This is a genomic window from Thermosphaera aggregans (genome assembly GCF_014962245.1).
Classification (GTDB): domain Archaea; phylum Thermoproteota; class Thermoprotei_A; order Sulfolobales; family Desulfurococcaceae; genus Thermosphaera; species Thermosphaera chiliense.
On sequence record NZ_CP063144.1, the window covers coordinates 759,280 to 776,928 of the forward strand.

Consider the following 17,649-nt stretch of genomic DNA (forward strand, 5'->3'; position numbering starts at 1 on the left):
TAAATCTAAGCGAAGGTTTTCCCAATGAGTTCACTGGTGCTACCTAAATTACTGGATGGTTTAGAAGGATATATTGTGCTTAATAAGCCCGTATTTAGACCCGGAGAGGAAGGAAAAATACATTTGCTAGTAAAGGCGGTTGGGGGGTCGAAAAACGTTCACTACGCAATTTTCAATGGAAACGTTAAAGTACATGAAGGAGTTCTGACAGTTCCCGAGTCGCAAGCGAAAATCGAGATTATTCCATTCACTGCGGATGAGAAACCGGGAGAGTACGGCCTGGAACTGAGGCTTAATGACGCTCCTTTCGACACTGTAAGATACATTGTGACAGAGGGTTTCGACAGGATCCCTCTTCTTGGTTTCGTATGGCATCATCACCAGGCTCCAAACTATCTGCCAAACAGGGTGTTTCACTCTCCATGGGCTTTCATCTATGTGTACGGGGAGCAGTTGAAGCCGTATGGAAAAGGACCTTACCACTACCATGTTGAAATGTTTCAGAAACATAAGGATTACAAGGCGACATATAATCTAAGCCCCAGCCTTCTACAGCAGTGGCAGATGGCTATTGAGGAAGGCATCCTGTTCCACTCTGGCGAGAAGATCGAGAAGAGTGATGAGAGAATTAAGTTGATACAGGAAACGTTAAAACGTTATAAGCAATCCGTTAAGAGTGGGCAAATCGATGTCTTAACAAGCATTTACGCACACACTATTGCTGGATTTATCTCAGGCGTTTTCAACGCGCAGGACATAGTCGCAGAGGAACTTAAGTACGGCCTAGAGATTACTAGGAAGGTTTTAGACGGGTATGACCCCCTTGGGGCTTGGACTCCTGAAATGTCTTTCTCAATGGATTTGGTTGATGTCTACTATGAAAACAGAATTGAATACACGGTTTTAGACGATCGCTGCCACTTCTACCCTGCAGAGGGCGAGAAGAACTCAAAGTACGAGCCATACCTTTTACTGAATTCATCAACTGGCAAGCATATAACAGTTTTCTTCCGGGATCATGAGCTAAGCGATATTCTTGGCTTCAAAAACAATTTTGAAAACGAAGTACATGCTTGGAGGAATGCATATGAGACATCATTTGTCATAGCGAGGAAAGTGGTGAGTGAGAAGCCCAAGATTCTCACTCTCGCGCTTGACGGGGAAAACTGGATGGTTTTCGCGAAGAATCCACCGCTTACAGCTTACTTCTTCGACAAGCTCCTGCTGTATTTAGAATCCCTGTATGATTCAGGCGTGCTGAAAATGGTTAGCTTAAGGGAGGCCGTGGAGAATGTTCCGGTTCGTAGGATTTTAACTAAAATCCCTCCCACCACCTGGCTTTGCACATACCGAAAGTGGAGAGGCCAGCATCCCGATCAAGAAAAGTACTGGGTGAAGGCTAAAGAGGCTTATTTACAGATCAAAGCCTACGAGTCCGCGGTAGGGGGTAAAGACGAATACAGTGGAGAAGCTAGATGGGCCATATGGCATGCTCTCGACAGCGATTACTGGTGGGCCGAGTTCTGGATGCCAAAAGTGATAGAAACCTGGATAAACGAAGCAGGCAGGATTATTGGGTCAAGATTTTCCCAGATAAATATTAGGCAGGTAATCATACCTTCACAGGTTTACGAGAACATCGAGTTCGAAGCGGTGGTTGAGGTGGAGAACAATCTTGAAAAACAGCTAAAGCTGGAATTGATAGCTCTTCCATGCGCTGAAGAATATTGCATGGATAGAGAAATCCTGGTTAAGCCGAGAGGAGTGACTAGCTTCAACGTCAAGATGAGGCTTACACGTGTTGGGAAACAACCAATATTTATCGGCTTGTTAAAGAATAATATGATAATCACTAGTAAGATTGTTGAGGCAGAGGTGAAACCGTTTTTACCAGCGAGCCCTTCATAGTTGTTAAAGCCAAATGTTTATATAAACTAATTGCGCAATATCTAATTGTTTAATGGTTGATTTAGCAGTAGGGTGCTAATTGTTGAGAACAGTGCGGAGAAGAGGAGTTATAACCCATTGGGATATTGATGGCTTAGCTTCGGCAGTAATTTTATGCAGAGTGTTGAATCCTGAGAAGAAAGTATTATCATCAGTGAACAGTGTTACACGCTACATCGAGGAGTTGCTGAGTTTAGGGTTGAATGAGATATGGATAGCTGATTTAAACCCTGCAAGCTCTATGAAAAACCAGCTAAACATGGCTTTAGAGAAAGCTAGGAGGCTGAGGGCAAAACTCTACTGGTTTGACCACCATCAATGGTCCCAGGATATGGTAAGCTTGTTCAACCAGTATCCAGACGTGGTCTTCTTCATGCACGAACCTTCAATGGTTGCTTCAGACATCGTTGCCAACCATTTCGGGGTCGGCGGGAACGAATACTACCGAAAGCTGATAAGCCTTGCTTACGATGACGACTTCTTTGAAAACAAGTTTGAGATCACAAGGGTTTACAGGAGGGTTCTAAAGTGGGATGGCTGGGACATAAGATACAGGGTTTTAGAGTCTCTTTTACAAGGTGATTTAGAGCCGAGATGGCTAATCGACTACTACGTTAATGAAGTGAAAAACGTGTATGAAAATCTAATACGTGAGGCAATAGGCAGGATGGAGATTGTTGAGAAAAACGGTGTAAGGCTCCTCGTATTTCCTGACGTAGACCCAAGGGTTCACCCAGGAGAGTTAATCGAAGTAGTTGCGGGACAAGGCTTTCACGCTCACGCATATGTTGTGAGATATCCGAAAGGAGTAAGCCTGAGGAGCGATTACGTAGATGTATCCCAAATAGCATCCCAATACGGAGGAGGAGGGCATTCAAGAGTTGCCGGCATCCCTGGGGGAGTGAGGATGGAAAATATCCTGAAAACATTAATGGAGGCTTTCGAGAAACACGGGGTGAACCGCCCTATATACATTAGCTAATCTTTCTCAGGAAGTCAGTATAAGATAGGTTCCTGCTCCTAAGGCGAGAACGCCACCCATAATCTTAAACAACCTCTCATGACGTATCATGATGGAGAAAACATTTCCTATTTTCGCAAGCCCAACCAGCCCTGCCGTCATAAGTATGAGTGGCGAGATAAATACGAAGACATATAGCATTGTGAGAGGAAGCCAGACTAACATGTCGTACTTCGTAGTTATCACTACATAGACAATGTAGAGCCCAGCGCTACATGGGAGTATGGTTAAGGAGGATAACAATCCTAGGAGCACGATATAGGGGATTGTGAAACTGCGTGCAAGTCCTAACGCGTTAATGATTTTGCACTCAAGATTGTCCTCCCTGCACAATTCTTTATTCCCGCCTTTTCTAGGCGCGAGGTAAGTGTAGCTGATTAACACGGAGCCGTATAATAGTAGCAGTATTCCAGTATGCCATCTTTCAATCAACACTTGGGAGGCAAGGCTCTTCACAAGGAACCCGAATAATAAGTATCCGAGGTAAACGCTTGAGAGAAACGCCCCTGCGGTTTTCAACATGTTTCTAACATTTGACAGCGTGGTTGAGGCTATGATGCTTAGGTAAAGCGCGTAGAAACAAGGGTCAATAGAATCTATTAACGCAGATGTAACGATCCATGCTATTAGTGACGGTAAATCCTGCTCGAACATATCTACTCAGTCAACCAAATATTAAAACGCGTGATTATAAATAATAAATCTAAGTTGGGCTGACGGTGGAGCAAGTGTCAAAGAAGAAGAGCGTTGGTAAAGCTCGGCCTAAAAGAAACAATAGTTATGTCATTCCTATCTTAGTTACCGTCGTATTTGCCGTCATAGCTTTAGGGGCGTACCTTGCTCTGTCCAGGGCGGCTGAGAATAGTGTTGAGTTTAAATGGTGTGAGCTCAGCGAGGGCTCTATCGGTGTTTACGTCGGGGGTGATTGTGTTAAAGTTATTAGAAATGCTACAAGGGTTCAGCAGGTTGTAGAAAATGTTACCAATACTTACGAATTAGCTAATATGAGATTGTTAATGTTTGGCTCTAAGACTTGTCCTCACTGTGGAGCAATGAACGATTTCCTTACCAAGGAATTTCAGGACAAGTACTTCGTGGTCTGGGTTTCCACTGGTGAGAACTTAAACCTTACATTGTTTGTGGAGATCGCCACAGCAGAGTATGAGGCCGGGCTTCCAGAGCAGTACGCCTATGCAGTACCGCAGATCTTGGTATTAGATGGGAATGGGCGTGTGAAAGCAATAGTGATTGGTGAATTAACGGACAAAAAGTTCTGGAGCTCATTATTAGAGAAGTTAAGCTAGTTAAAGATAAAGGTAGATTGAGCCTAGAACACCTGCTATTACTGCAGGCATTAACCCGTATTTTAGGAGAAGTACTAGTGCTTGATCTATCCTGTATCTTCCGAACACGTTTTTAACATAGGTTGCCACAGTAATCACTAAGAAATACTTTAGAATTACGAGCAATACGCCTTCAATGCTTGCGTGTGAAAACGGTGCGGGACCGCCGAGGACAAGGTAGACGATCGCTAAGGCTGACACAACCGTATCCATATCGTGAAGCAGTATTGCGAGCGCTAGGAGGGGTCCAGAAAACTCTGTTTCATACCCAGCTATTATTTCCTGCTCGGCCTCAGGAATATTGAATGGCGGGAGCATTAGTTTAGACTGGACAGCAACGATTAGTGAAATAGTTACTAGTATCATTATTGGAAGAGTTAAAGGATTCATCCATAGGTTGACGACTCTCACAGCGGTTGCGGAGATCATTAAGGGAGCGTTAGTGTCGAAAGATGCGAGAGCCACCGGTACTAAGAGTCCTGTGAAGAAAGCAGGCTCTGAAACTGTGAGTATAGATAGTAGTCTTGACACGCCGACACTGGTGTATGGACCGGGCATCGATAGAGATGCTATTATGATCATTATTATAGGCCATATGCTCGCCATGTAGAAGAATATGAGGAAGTCGTACGGGCTTCCCACGCTGTAAACATTCAATGGCAGGAGGAGCATTGAAGCCACCAGTGAGGAAAGGCCTAGGAGAAGCGATATCTCCGCCGCCCTGATCATGCTGTACCTGGTTTTCAGCAACTCCTTAGCTCGAAGCAGTTTTAGAAAATCGTACACAGGCTGAAGGATCCCGACAGGACCCACGTACTTTGGGCCCATTCTCCTCTGCATTCTAGCACTCAGTTTTCTAACAAGGTACTGGGTCAGGAATGACAACGCGGTTAGAAAAACCAAGCCCGGGAATATAAGGGTTGCAAATAGTAGTTGAAACACATCCATGGGTTTCACCTCGCCAGTAAGTACAAGATGCTCATCAATACTGCCAGAAGGATTAGGATGCCTAGCCATGAGGATATGAAACTGAACCATTCATGGATACTGCCGGTTTGGACTTTATTGATTAATGTGTTGAAAATCGACCGCGCGAACTTCTTGATGAACCCCCAATAAAGGTTTCCCACGCTAGGGGACGCCTCTCTTACTACTTCCTCTGGCTCACCTGATAGGTAGATTTTTGTCTCCCTGACCACTCTGGATTTCAATGATTGATAAATAATCAGTAAAACTAGGAAGCTAACGCTCATTGACGTGAAAACCAGTATTGTTGTTACCAAGGGATCATTTAGACTGTATGAATGAGTCATGGAGCAGCACCTCCCAGCTTCATAATGGCTGAGAATGTTTCGTAAACATATTTCAAGGCTCCCGTCAAGGACGTGGATGTTAACTCGGTGTTCGAGACGAGTCCAAGCAAGGGGATAACCAATCCTCCCATCACTAATAAGGATATTGAAATAGCAAGCATCAATACTTCAACACTGTGACCTGTGTTCTCTAGTGATTTCTCGCTACCAATTGCGAAAACTATCGAGTACAGTGCTTTCAAGTACCCTGGGATCGACACTGCCGAGGCAATTATCAGGAGGACGCCTCCAATAGGGAAGCCGGCTTCCATATAGGCTTGATACATTAATAGCTTCGAGAAGAAGCCTATGAAGGGCACCAGGCCTATCAGGTTGAGGAATCCTATTGTGAAAGCGGTTGACGCAAGCGGATGTTTCCTGCCAATCCCTCTCATCTCATCCATGTTTCTGGTTCCAGCCGAGTCTATGAAGATCCCGCTGGTCATGAAGAGCAGAGCTTTTGAGACCCCGTGTGAGATTATGTGAAGGGCTGCAGCCGCTACTGCTAATTCGGTAACTCTTAAGGAGCTGGAGAATGCGGGGGCTGATAAAACCATGAATATTAGGCCCATGTGGCTCACCGTGCTGTAGGCTAGTAGTCTTTTAATGTCTTTCTGAATCATCATCATCAAGGCTCCGAGAAGGGCGCCTGCCACGCCGAGGATAAACAACGCTATCAGGACAATGCTTCTATACTCACCCAGCAGGCTTCCTTCACCGAAGATTGTATATAAGAATCTCATAGTAGCGTAAACGCCTATGTTAACAACCAGACCTGACAGGGCTGCTGAAACAGGGGTTGGAGCCTCGGGATGGGCGTCAGGGAGCCAGAAGTGATTGGGGAATAAGGCGGCCTTATAGGTGAAAACCCATAGGGAGAGAGCCACTGCGAGCAAGCTGGCGAGCCGGTAGACCTCAATGCTTCCCACAACCGGGACAATTGAGAGGCATGATGGCGTTCTAGATAGGCAGGACAACACGCCCATGTTTAGGGAGCCGAATGTTGCGTAGACTACGACCAGGGCTGTGAAGTATATTGTGGTTGCAACAGCACCGATTAAAGCATACTTGGCAGAAGCTTCAACAGCCTCAGCCCTCTCCTTATGGAAGGCAACCAATCCATACGCTGAAATACCTAGTACTTCCAACATTACGAACAAGTTGAAAGCGTCGCCGGTGTAAAGGCATCCCAGCATTCCGGCGAGGAGGCCGATTAACAATACATGATACCATACAGGCTCGTCGAGGTGTCTACCATACCACAGCGAGTATAACGCGATAGCGAGGAATACCCAGGAGGTCATCAACCCTATTATACCGTTCAACCCGTCGACAGCGTAACTTATCCCGAAGTGAGGCGGCCACCCGCCGAACCCGTATATTATGGGTTTCTCATTTACAACTATCCAGTAGTACATTATACTGCTCGCTATTGATGCCCACGCGCCTGCTATAACGCTCATGAAACCTATTAGCTTCTTATTTCTGGTGAGCTTGTCAACTAGGGGGGTTGAAAAAGCGAGTAGGGCTAGGACCGGGACCAAAGACCCTGTTAAAACGTGTGCAAGAGAGTCAACCATTCCCACCACCTCTAGTCAAACATATTCCCAGCATACTTTTCAAACACTGAGGAAATTGCTTCACGAGCTTTCTCGGGCTCTAAGGTTTTAGCATCTATCCAGTGCACGTAAAAGACTTTCCCTTTTTCATCAACGTCTACAACGACCGTGCCAGGAGTATTAGTTATGGAGTTCGCTATAGCTGTAATGGCGTAGTCTGTGGAAACATTGAACGGGACTTTAACTATTGCAGGGTTAACAGGGGTTTTCGGGTGGAGTATGCGTTTAATAACATCCACATGGGCTTTTGTCTCATCGATGATTAGATATCTTAATGCATATATTACGAATAAGGCCCAACGCTTAGGGTTTAATGCTTTGCGAGGGTTGCTTAGCGTTATAGTGGAGAAAATAAAGCCGGTTACTAATGAAACAATTACCCCGGTGATTATGTCGTAAGTTGTGATACTGCCTGAGAATACAATGTAAGTTATAAACGCGATTAATGCAACAACTAAACCATTAACGATCTTCAAATCCATCACCCCTTAAGCTTCTTTATCCTCCTCATGTCTAGTGTCTTGTAGTGGATGAATAATTGGTATCCTAGGAAAACTAAGAAGATAGTCACTGCTAAGCCTATAACCACTGCGGTTAGGACGAGAGCCTGAGGCAGAGGGTCCACGCTCCTTGCCACGAATTCGGATAACACCCCGGGTGTTACTTCGGTAGTTGGTATAACGGGGGGTCTTGGATTCACGCCACCCTCAGAAATCCACCTTCTATAACCAATGTAGATTGCGAAAGTGTTTGCAGTATCAGATAGTATTGTTAAAGCAATAATCTTCTTAATGTAGTGAGGCCTGTAGAACAATCCGTACAGTGAGAGTGCGAAGTTTAATATAAGTGAGAATACGACTATGGACAATAAGTAGGTATTGAGGAACTCGATGCTTATCACGCGTTCTCACCCTCCTTCTTCTCCGGGTAGGTTAGTAATAGGAAAGCTATAGTGAAACCTGCTGCGACAGCAATCATTTCAAACAGGTTGAAAAACCATAGGGTTCCACTTACCAATGATCCGTTAAAGTATGCTGGAAAGGATACTTCTGAAGTAGGCTTAGCCATGTTTTGAATCACGTAAGCAGTTTTCCCTACTGCCAGCCCGATTATCAAGGCTGCGAGCGCTGTTAAACCAATGCCTACTAGTCCAATACTTCTTAGAACAAGCATTTTCTCCTTGGTAACCCCTTTACCTATGACGAAGAACACGGAGAACGCTATTATGATCACTAGAGGAATGACAGCGATTGTCGCGCCGCCTTGGAAGCCTCCACCGGGGGTTAGGTGACCGTGGAGTCCTATCGAAGCCCCTACGGCCACTATCATCGGACCAGTTATCCTTGTAACAGTTTTAACAATAACTGACAATCCCCCCTCGCTGTTGGGGTCAGCCCTGAGTGAAACCCCGCGAGCGAGAGCTATTCCAGCAATGAGTGCTAAGTAGAATACGGCTGTCTCAAACAATGTGTCCAGCCCTCTGTAATCCCATACTATGGCTGTAACGGCTTCTGGAGAGTTCACTGTTAAATGTGGGATCCAGGGGTTAAACGTCGTGGAGAGGTAGAAGACTGCCAAGGGTCTTACAGCTTCGCCTGGTATGAAGTATTCGGATGCCACAGCCAATATTAGACTAAAACCTAGTATGATTGAAACCAGGACTAGGGTTTTAACCAGCCTCTTCATCCACCCTCTCCTCCCTCTCAGTCTTGCTGATCAGAATAATTAATACTCCAGGTATGAGGCCGACCGCGACCGGGAGATACACGAGAACGATGTCAGGAGCCATGAGTAAAAAGTATAATAAAGCATAGAAAGTGCTTTGAATAGCGCTGAAGATAACTGCTTTCAATAAATCCTTTTCGAAAATAGCATAATACACGGATATTGTTGAACCTATTCCTGCTACAGCCATGAATAGGTAAACCAAGGTCTCAGGCGGGATCATTGCCTATCACCACAAAGCTGGGGGTTCAACTCATCGTGAATACATGGGACAACCCTGGCGACCCCTGCTCTGTGAACTGCTCGCGCTATTGCATGGGAGCCTGCAGGAGCTAGTAGCATAATTATCAAGGCTGTGACTAGGCCGGCTCCCCCCATGAGGTATCTGTAAGAACCTAATGGCTCGTAGACGAAAGCTATTAGGGAAGCTCCTATGATCGGGAAGACCGCGCCCCAGATGGTTCCAACAGTGGTAGCGTGAAGACGGAGGTAGAAGTTTTTAAACCGATGCATACCTATGGACGCGATTAGATCTGATAACGCGCCCAGGCCAATTAATGCTAACCCGATATAAGTGATTATTTCATCAATCATCCTTAACCACCCATCTCGCCTTTCTCGAGATACTTCGCAATATAGATGTCTAGAGAGTAAATCCATAAAGCTAAGGGTATGGCCGTAACGATAAGGACTGGCTCTTTGAAAAATAAGCCAAGTATTACTAGCAACGCTGCCAGGTCATACGTCATTGAATCGATTGCGAGAACCTGGTCCCCTATTGTAGGTCCCTTTATACCTCTTATCAAGTAGAGGACTATGGCTGCTAAGTAGAATGGGAGGAATATTATAATTAAACTTTGAACTAAATCCATCGAATCACCCTTCTTTAACGATTTTCTTCAGTGTTGAAAGCGAGAGCTCGGATGAATCATTCTTAGCTGTGTCTGCAAGCCTGTGCTCGCTGGTTGAAACGTAAGCGTTAAACGGGCATACCGTGATACATCTGTAGCAGAAAACACACCTACCATAGTTGATTAGAGGGTATAGTCTTCTAGGATTGGATTTGGGGACTTCGTAATCCGGTGGGATAGGCGTCATCTTGATAGTGTCTGCAGGACACTCTATGCTACATAAGGAGCAACCTGTACATTTGCTTAAGTCTGCGTAGTGTCTTCCTCTAAAATCCTTCTCAATCACGGTTTGCTCATAGGGGTATTGAATAGTTGCTGGTTTTGAAACCAAGTTCTCCAGCGCTAGCTTCAAAAGCTTCGGCTTCCTCATTTAAACCCCCTTCCCCAATTCTTTGAAAGGTAGCTTGTAGGAAACATTCTTGATTACGTCTACAACGGTCACTCTTTCCATGCAGGAGATGCAGGGGTCGAGCGAGGTCAGTATCACGGGGAGGTCTGCAATAGTGTACCCCACATACATGAAACCGGTACTGATGATGTTGTTGAAGCTGGGCGTCCTAATCTTCACTCTGTAAGGATTAGGTGATTTGCCATCGCTCATCACGTAGTAGGTTAATTCGCCTCTCTGCGCCTCAACCCTGGTGTAAGCCTCCCCAGCAGGTATTTTCCTAGGTAGCTTCTTCTCATCCGGCACGGGGTTTGCGTCGCTTGGTAAGTGGTCGAGAACGTGTAAAGCTATTTTAACCGACTCTAAAGCCTCATCCCATCTAACCATCATCCTGGCCCATGAATCTCCCTCGGTCCTTGTAATAACGTTGAAAGGTATCTCTGAGTAAGCATCGTATTTGTCGCTTGCCCTTGAATCAATCTTTACCCCGGAAGCGCGAGCCACAGGCCCGACGAGAGAGTGTATTACCGCATCCCTCGTTGAGACCTTCCCGACGTCGACAAGTCTTTTAAGAATAGTGGGGTCTTCCTCGAAAACTTTCTTGTAGTATTTAATTCTCTCCTCCGTTTTCAAAAGAATATCCCTAATCTTCTCTTTTTTCACATCATCAATATCTCTCCTAACGCCCCCAACCATTACGTAGTCTGATAGTACGCGATTACCGGTTAGAATCTCCTTTGCCTTCATAATTTTTTCACGGTCCAGCATGATGTTCATGAAGAGGTTTTCAAAACCTATGTTCTCCGCCATTACAGCGTTTATTAACATGTGGCTGTGGAGACGCTCCAGCTCCATTGCAAGAACTCTGAGATACTTAGCCCTATTGCTTATCTCCATTCCAAGTATTTGTTCAACCGCTCTCACATAGCAGTCTGCATGGACAAGGTTGCATATACCGCAGACCCGTGCAACAATGAATATGTCTCTGTAGAACGAGTTCTTCTCGCATAACTTTTCAATTCCGCGATGATTGTACCCGGTGTTTATTTCAACCTTGACGATTTCCTCTCCATCGGCATAAGCCTTAAGCAGGACTGGCTCGTGGAGAGCTGGATGCTGGGGTCCAACCGGGAGCTCAAGCGCAAGCGGCACCTCTATGATTTTCGAAACACTCATTCTCACACCCCGCTATCCTTTCTTAATGGATATTTGCCTTGTTCAACAACGTCGGAGGGGACAAAGAAACCACGCTTTAAAAACGGGTTCCCTTTGAAAACAACCCCGAGGAGGTCGTGGGTTTCACACTCACCAGGTAAAACCCCAGGGATTAAATCTATGAGAGAATCAACCGTGGGATTATCCCGTGGGATAAATGTCCTGAAAACAACGGTTTCTTCCTCGGGTAGAACCACTACGTAGTAATCCAGGCGAATCCTTCCTTCATCCTTAAGATCTGTTCCAATTATGGTGGATACGTAAAACGATGAATCCCCTAACACTTCAATCATTTTCGAGAAAACATTTCTCAAATCCTCAGGCTTCACAACATAAACTTTTCTACCCGGCTTAACCACCTGGGTCTCCAGCGTGAAAGGTGAGAGAAAATCGAGCCGGCTACTCATTTCCCCCATCACCTGCTTCGAGTTTTTTCAAAAGCTTGACGATACCATCCAGTATTGCCTCCGGCCTGGGAGGACACCCTGGTATGTATATTGATACTGGAACGGCCTTGTCAGCTCCTCCTTCAACACTGTATGATTTGTAGAAAACGCCTCCATCGACGGCGCAAGCCCCTACCGCTACTACGAATTTCGGATTGGGCATTTGATCGTATAATCGCCGAAGCCTTTCGCCAGCTTTCTTAGTCACAGCGCCCGTCACAACTAAGATATCCCCGTGCCTAATGCTCGGCGCAAGCTTTACCCCGAACCTCTCGGGATCGTATAGAGGAGTTATGGAGGCTAGTACTTCGATATCGCACCCGTTGCATGCCCCAGTGTTGAAGTGGACGAGCCATGGCGAGTACCGAATGATTTTACAGGTTTTACAGGTTTTGCTAGTTTCCTCTTTCGTCGAAGCCAGCGTAATCACCTGTGTCAAGTTGGATTAATCAAGGGTGAGCATTAAAAATAAAGCGTTAGGGATTCCTAATAGCGTTCTAAACCCTGCGAAGCAATTAGTGAACAAGCTTGTCCAAAGGAGAGCCCACCGTCTCCTGCCGGGATTCTGCGAGGGAGATGTATTGTAAATCCTTCAAGTTGCAATCTCTCCTTTAATCCTTGGTAAATGTGCTCGTTGACTATTGCTCCACCGCTCGCAACCACATAATCGATCCCATGCTTCAATGCTGATTTAACAGCAAGCTCCCCTATGTAGTATCCGTACGAGTATAGGAAGCTCCTGGCGAGCGTGGCGGGATCCACTTCATTTCTCTTATTTATGATCTCATCGATAATCCCATCGTAATCTAGAATGTGTAACCCGTTAACCTGCTTGAAGTAAGCATTTTCTAAAAGAACCCTCTCTCCTCTCGAAGCAACAGCCTCTAGCTTGATCGCGGGTTCACCATCATATGTTCTGATATAGGAAACGCCTAGGAGTGCCGCGACCAGATCTATCAACCTACCCGTGCTTGAAGCCTTCACATACTTCCCATGATTAAACATCGTGTAAACGAGCCTGTGCTCGATTACTTCCTTCTCGCTGACTGGTTTGAGAACCCTCATTATTTCATCGAGCGACCATTTTCTCTTAGCAAAGTAAAGGGTTACCAGACGCCTAATACTGATCGCATCCCTATCACTAGTTAACGGAATCCATTCAATACTACCCACTCTCTCATAATGGTTATTCTCAGTGTTGAAAACTATTACCTCGCCGCCCCAGACAGAGTCGTCATCGCCCCATCCCAAGCCGTCCAATGCTATCCCAGCTACCCTGCCACCCAACTCATTGTCGATGGCTGTGCCTAGAAGGTGTGCGTAGTGATGCTGAACTTCAACGATTCTACAGCCATGTTTTCTTGCAGTATCTAGCCCTATCCTCCTCGAGTGATACGCCTTGTGCTTGTCAACAACGATGGTTAGATCCGTATACTTGAGTCCGTAGACTCTAATGAAGAAATCTATACTCCTGAGTAGCTGTTCCTGGGTTTCAGGATCATCTAAATCTCCTATGTATTGAGAAATTATGATCTTGTCCTCGAAACCGAGGGCGAAAGTGTTGGATAAGTCTCCCCCCATCCCTAATACTGGGCTTTCAAGGTTTCTCTTAATTCTAATCCATCTTGGAGCGTAGCCTCTGCTTCTTCTCAGTAGCACGTAGTGCTCTCCTGTCTTTCTAACCACACTATCATCGACACGGTTGACTATGACCCTGTTATGCACTAGAAAGTAGTCTGCTATGCTTCTCAGCTTGCTCTTGGCACACTCCTCGGTGGTGCACATTGGAGCCCCTGTTGAGTTCCCACTTGTCATTATCAAAAACTTATCCTTCGTGTGCATTAACAGTAAGAAGTGGAGCGGGGTGTAGGCAATGAAAACTCCTTCGTGGCTCAGCCCCGGAGACACATGCTTGGACACGGGGCTGTCATCACGTTTAGGAAGCAGTAGTATGGGGGCTTGAGGCGATGAAAGCAGTCTTTCATCATCTTCAGACATATGAACGAGGAGTTTAAGGATAGAGGTGTCGAGACCCATTATTGCAAAAGGTTTCGAGGGCCTGTTCTTTCTCCTCCTCAGTTTTAAAACAACATCATCGCTTGTAGCTAAAGCAGCAATATGGTATCCTCCGATTCCTTTAACAGCTATGATGTTTCCTTCATCAATAAGTCTGGCAGCCTCCTTTAAGGGTTCATCAGTGCTTAAAGGTTTGAAATCGCTGTCTAACAGAGCAAGGCTTGGCCCATCGCGCGGGCAACTGATCCCTTGGGCGTGGTATCTTCGAACGTTCTCGTGGTCAGAGTACTCTTTTAAACAGGACTCACATAGAGGAAAGGATCTCATGCTTGTGTTTTCTCGATCATACGGGACTGTATACATCATTGAAAACCTTGGCCCACACCAGGCACAGGAGTTGAAAGGATACATATACCTTGGATTTGAGGGGTCCATGATTTCTATCAAACAATCCCTACAAACAGCGAAATCCGGCGGGATCATGGAGCCAGTAACCTTGACCGTCCCGCTTCTTTCAATGTGAGAGTTCTTGTAACCGACTGGTTGTGTAAGCTCTAGAAATACTTCCTCTATTTCGGCTGGGGGAGGTTTCTCAATGTAGAGAGTGGAGAGGAATTCATAGACAGCTTCCTCATCACCTTCGACGAAAACCTCTACTTCCGAACCACCAACATTCCTTACATAACCCGTCAGCCCCAGTCTCCTCATTGCTCTATCTATGAATGGTCTGAACCCGACTCCTTGAACAATCCCGTTAATAACTAGTCTTGCAGCTATCAAGGAGGGATCCTCACAACTCTATTTCTCCGCCTAGACCGGAAACAGTTTTGAGAAGCTTGATGAGTTCTTCAAACTCCTCCTTGCCGACCTTACTTATCACTACGCCTGCGTGAACAATTACGAAATCCCCAGGCACCACCTCTTCATCAATGGCCAATAGGGTCTCTTTCACAAGACCACCTATCTTAACCTTGGCAATTGGTGGCGTGGAGCTCTTATCAATGCTGACTACTTCTCCTGGCACACCGAGACACATCCGTATCACCTAGCATATTCTGGGAAGGTTCAACGCCTCTCCTTTTATGACCCTCCTTCCACCTACCTCTGTGAATCCTAAAACCTTACCCTTGTACGAGTTTTCATCAGGAATTATCACTTCACCTATTACTTGAGGATTTTCCCCCATGGATTTTAACGCTTCCATGATCTCGTTGCTTACGTCACGACTTACGCTTAACACAGCGACACCTTCGGATGCGACGGTCAAAGGATCTATACCTAGCATCTCAAGAAACGTTTTCACGTCCTCGCGTATGGGAATCTTTGACTCATCAACTATTATCGAAACCTCTTTATTCCTCACCCATTCGTTAAGTATTGAGGAAATGCCTCCCCTAGTAGGATCTCTAGCCGCATGCACATGGTTCCTGTATTTCTCAATTACTGGTAGAACGGTTTTAACGAGCGGTTTTGAATCACTCCTTAGGGAGAGGTTCTCAGCATCCATCCCAAGCTGGGAAGCCAGGATGGCAGCCCCGTGCTCGGCGATATTGTTTGTGACAATTATTACGTCGCCGGGATGCGGCTGGTCAACTATTGGGGCTTCCAGTGAAACCCCTATTCCGAAACCTGAGATAACGATCTTGTCCAGTGTTCCTTTAGGCATTACTTTAAAGTCTCCTCCTATAAGCGAGACGTTGTTTTCTTTCAAAACCCTGACGAGGGAGTTGATGATCTCTTCCAAATCCTTTACTGGAAATCCTTCCTCCACGATGATGTTGTCGAGAAAAGCAACTGGTCTTGCACCCATCATGACTAGGTCGTTTAAAACACCTGATGCGGCTAGTTCGCCAATGTTTCCTCCGGGGTAAAACAAGGGTTTTACAGTGTAGGAGTCGCTTGAGAAAACAACGTATGTGTCTCCAATTTTTATGAAAGAGCCGTCATCCAATATGTCCAGCCCGCGCCCGTCAAGGGCATACCTAAGGATTAACGGTACTTTCTTCACGATCAGAGATTCTATTAAATCATGCGACTCCTGTCCTCCAGCACCGTGGAGTAGAGTGATGAAAGCCTCCATTTCAAACCCTCGATGTAGGTATCTATAACATGATTATAAAATAAAGGAGTTTTATACTTAAATAAAAATTATATACTTGTACAGATAGTTTTTAATGCTCGGCACAGGATTAGGCTGGTAGTGATGAAGGATTATAGAATTGTTGAGCACCCGATAATAGATTTCAAGCGGGGTAGAAAAGTTTCTCTAACATACAATGGGAAAATTGTGGAGGCATATGAGGGGGAAAGCATTCTCGCAGGATTATATGCCGCCGGATTTCGCGTTTTCGCTACAAGCCCTCAGGGAGATAGGCTTAGAGGAGCGTTCTGCATGATAGGAAGATGCTCAAGCTGCCTTTCCAGAGTCAACGGCATTCCAAACACCAGGATTTGTATTGAACCGGTTAGGGACGGATTGATCGTTGAAACACAGGAGGGCTTACCAGACATTCCAAAAGTCTCCCGCGAGATTGTTGACGTGGTTGAAGAAATGAAAGACGTGGATGTTTTAATTATCGGAGCGGGCCCAGCGGGATTGAAGGCCGCTGAAATACTAGGAGGATACGGGCTCCGGGTTCTAGTAGCAACTGATCACTTCAGGGCTGGCGGCCAGCTGGTCAAGCAAACACACAAGTTTTTCGGCGACACAACATACTACGGGGGTGTTCGCGGATTCAAAATCGCGGAGAAATTGATCTCAAATCTTAGTAGAAACCCAAATGTTGAGATCTCAACAAGGACTTTCGTGTATGGATATTTTAAGGAAGGATTTTTCGGCGCGGAGAAAATCGGGGATCCCAGCCTCCACCTCCTAATTAGAGCTAAATACGTAATAGTTGCTGCGGGCGCCTCTGAAAGAAGCTTGTTATTCGAGAACAATGATCTACCAGGGATTATGGGGGCAGGTGGCGCGCAAACACTCATGAATGAATACGGGGTCAAACCGGGTGAGGATGCTCTTGTAATAGGTAGTGGTAATGTTGGATTGATTGTTGCTTATCAGTTGTTGCAAGCAGGGGTCAGGGTACACGGGATCGCTGAGGTGTTAAGGGAGATAGGCGGGTGGTTCGTCCACGCTGCTAAGATTAGAAGGCACGGGGTACCAATATTCACGGGTCACACTATTGTGAGGGCTGAGGGTAGAGATAGGGTTGAGAAGGCCGTGATCAGCCAGGTTGGTAAAGACTTAAAGCCGCTTCCGGGCACGGAGAAGGAGTTTAACGTTGACCTAGTTCTTTTAGCAGTTGGCCTGCAGCCTAACTATTCACTGCTGAGCCAGATGGGGGCGTTGATGAAGTACCTGCCTGAGGCAGGGGGTTTAATCCCATTGAGAACCAGATATATGGAGACAAGCATTAGAAACGTTTTCGTTGCCGGCGATCTATCCGGGATCGAGGAAGCTACCACAGCTTTTATAGAAGGAGAAATAGCGGCTTACACTATTTTAGAACGTGAAGGATTTGCTAAAGCGGTTGAGGAAAGAGAGAGAATACTCAACTACCTGTGGAATGAGTACAGGCAGTCCCCCGTGGTCCAGCGGTCCAGGGACGCAAAGCTTAAGGTTACCGTGAGTGAGGAGGAAATGAAAAGGTTGAGGGGGTAGAC

21 protein-coding genes are annotated in these 17,649 nt (G+C 45.9%); 4 read left to right on the top strand and 17 right to left on the bottom strand.

Annotated elements, in window-relative coordinates; translation table 11 throughout:
- The first annotated feature begins 24 nt into the window (after positions 1–24).
- Together IMZ38_RS04450 and IMZ38_RS04455 are read left to right on the top strand one after the other, a co-directional pair.
- On the top strand, positions 25–1,908 hold the full coding sequence (locus IMZ38_RS04450) for a glycoside hydrolase family 57 protein (protein WP_193435714.1): 1,884 nt from the start codon (positions 25–27) through the stop codon (positions 1,906–1,908).
- Positions 1,909–1,999: 91 nt separating this feature from the next.
- Complete coding sequence (locus tag IMZ38_RS04455; protein WP_227410955.1) at positions 2,000–2,929, top strand: DHH family phosphoesterase; 930 nt, start codon at positions 2,000–2,002, stop codon at positions 2,927–2,929.
- Positions 2,930–2,935: 6 nt separating this feature from the next.
- Here IMZ38_RS04455 and IMZ38_RS04460 read toward each other — a convergent pair whose 3' ends face one another.
- Positions 2,936–3,622, bottom strand: coding sequence for a hypothetical protein (locus tag IMZ38_RS04460; protein ID WP_193435716.1), 687 nt, complete (start codon positions 3,620–3,622; stop codon positions 2,936–2,938).
- 74 nt (positions 3,623–3,696) lie between these two features.
- Between IMZ38_RS04460 and IMZ38_RS04465 the strand changes: the two genes are divergently transcribed.
- On the top strand, positions 3,697–4,272 hold the full coding sequence (locus IMZ38_RS04465; protein ID WP_193435717.1) for a TlpA family protein disulfide reductase: 576 nt from the start codon (positions 3,697–3,699) through the stop codon (positions 4,270–4,272).
- On the opposite strand, the gene IMZ38_RS04470 is transcribed toward IMZ38_RS04465, so the two are convergent.
- From IMZ38_RS04470 to hypE, 16 genes are read right to left on the bottom strand one after another with little or no spacing between them, the layout of a single operon-like run.
- Entirely contained in the window at positions 4,273–5,328 is a 1,056-nt protein-coding gene (locus IMZ38_RS04470) for a complex I subunit 1/NuoH family protein (RefSeq protein WP_319637032.1), read from the bottom strand.
- Positions 5,265–5,624 (bottom strand): sodium:proton antiporter, encoded by a 360-nt coding sequence (locus IMZ38_RS04475; protein ID WP_193435718.1) that lies wholly within the window; start codon positions 5,622–5,624, stop codon positions 5,265–5,267. Before IMZ38_RS04475 ends, IMZ38_RS04470 begins: the two co-directional genes overlap by 64 nt.
- Complete coding sequence (locus IMZ38_RS04480; protein ID WP_193435719.1) at positions 5,621–7,243, bottom strand: proton-conducting transporter transmembrane domain-containing protein; 1,623 nt, start codon at positions 7,241–7,243, stop codon at positions 5,621–5,623. The genes IMZ38_RS04475 and IMZ38_RS04480 overlap by 4 nt, the downstream gene beginning before the upstream one ends.
- A gap of 11 nt (positions 7,244–7,254) precedes the next feature.
- The gene (locus IMZ38_RS04485; protein WP_193435720.1) at positions 7,255–7,764 is read right to left on the bottom strand and encodes a Na+/H+ antiporter subunit E; all 510 of its coding nucleotides are present in this window, start codon (positions 7,762–7,764) and stop codon (positions 7,255–7,257) included.
- The gene (locus tag IMZ38_RS04490; RefSeq protein ID WP_193435721.1) at positions 7,764–8,183 is read right to left on the bottom strand and encodes a sodium:proton antiporter; all 420 of its coding nucleotides are present in this window, start codon (positions 8,181–8,183) and stop codon (positions 7,764–7,766) included. The genes IMZ38_RS04485 and IMZ38_RS04490 overlap by 1 nt, the downstream gene beginning before the upstream one ends.
- The gene (locus IMZ38_RS04495) at positions 8,180–8,968 is read right to left on the bottom strand and encodes a Na(+)/H(+) antiporter subunit B (protein ID WP_193435722.1); all 789 of its coding nucleotides are present in this window, start codon (positions 8,966–8,968) and stop codon (positions 8,180–8,182) included. Before IMZ38_RS04495 ends, IMZ38_RS04490 begins: the two co-directional genes overlap by 4 nt.
- Entirely contained in the window at positions 8,952–9,230 is a 279-nt protein-coding gene (locus IMZ38_RS04500) for a Na(+)/H(+) antiporter subunit B (protein ID WP_193435723.1), read from the bottom strand. Before IMZ38_RS04500 ends, IMZ38_RS04495 begins: the two co-directional genes overlap by 17 nt.
- Positions 9,227–9,601 (bottom strand): monovalent cation/H(+) antiporter subunit G, encoded by a 375-nt coding sequence (gene mnhG, locus IMZ38_RS04505; protein WP_193435724.1) that lies wholly within the window; start codon positions 9,599–9,601, stop codon positions 9,227–9,229. Before mnhG ends, IMZ38_RS04500 begins: the two co-directional genes overlap by 4 nt.
- 2 nt (positions 9,602–9,603) lie before the next feature.
- Positions 9,604–9,879, bottom strand: coding sequence for an MrpF/PhaF family protein (locus IMZ38_RS04510; protein ID WP_193435725.1), 276 nt, complete (start codon positions 9,877–9,879; stop codon positions 9,604–9,606).
- Between the two features lie 4 nt (positions 9,880–9,883).
- Entirely contained in the window at positions 9,884–10,288 is a 405-nt protein-coding gene (locus IMZ38_RS04515) for a 4Fe-4S binding protein (protein ID WP_193435726.1), read from the bottom strand.
- Positions 10,289–11,482 (bottom strand): hydrogenase large subunit, encoded by a 1,194-nt coding sequence (locus IMZ38_RS04520; protein ID WP_193435727.1) that lies wholly within the window; start codon positions 11,480–11,482, stop codon positions 10,289–10,291.
- A 2-nt stretch (positions 11,483–11,484) separates the two neighbouring features.
- Positions 11,485–11,928, bottom strand: coding sequence for an NADH-quinone oxidoreductase subunit C (locus tag IMZ38_RS04525; protein WP_193435728.1), 444 nt, complete (start codon positions 11,926–11,928; stop codon positions 11,485–11,487).
- Positions 11,921–12,397: an NADH-quinone oxidoreductase subunit B family protein gene (locus IMZ38_RS04530; RefSeq protein ID WP_193436915.1), complete on the bottom strand. Its 477-nt coding sequence runs from the start codon at positions 12,395–12,397 to the stop codon at positions 11,921–11,923. Before IMZ38_RS04530 ends, IMZ38_RS04525 begins: the two co-directional genes overlap by 8 nt.
- Before the next feature lie 56 nt (positions 12,398–12,453).
- Complete coding sequence (hypF, locus tag IMZ38_RS04535) at positions 12,454–14,763, bottom strand: carbamoyltransferase HypF (protein WP_193435729.1); 2,310 nt, start codon at positions 14,761–14,763, stop codon at positions 12,454–12,456.
- Between the two features lie 10 nt (positions 14,764–14,773).
- The gene (locus tag IMZ38_RS04540; RefSeq protein ID WP_193435730.1) at positions 14,774–15,019 is read right to left on the bottom strand and encodes a HypC/HybG/HupF family hydrogenase formation chaperone; all 246 of its coding nucleotides are present in this window, start codon (positions 15,017–15,019) and stop codon (positions 14,774–14,776) included.
- A 9-nt stretch (positions 15,020–15,028) separates the two neighbouring features.
- Complete coding sequence (hypE, locus tag IMZ38_RS04545; protein WP_193435731.1) at positions 15,029–16,063, bottom strand: hydrogenase expression/formation protein HypE; 1,035 nt, start codon at positions 16,061–16,063, stop codon at positions 15,029–15,031.
- 123 nt (positions 16,064–16,186) lie between these two features.
- Here hypE and IMZ38_RS04550 point away from each other — a divergent pair, with 123 nt between their 5' ends.
- Positions 16,187–17,647: an FAD-dependent oxidoreductase gene (locus IMZ38_RS04550; protein ID WP_193435732.1), complete on the top strand. Its 1,461-nt coding sequence runs from the start codon at positions 16,187–16,189 to the stop codon at positions 17,645–17,647.
- The last annotated feature ends 2 nt before the right edge of the window (positions 17,648–17,649 follow it).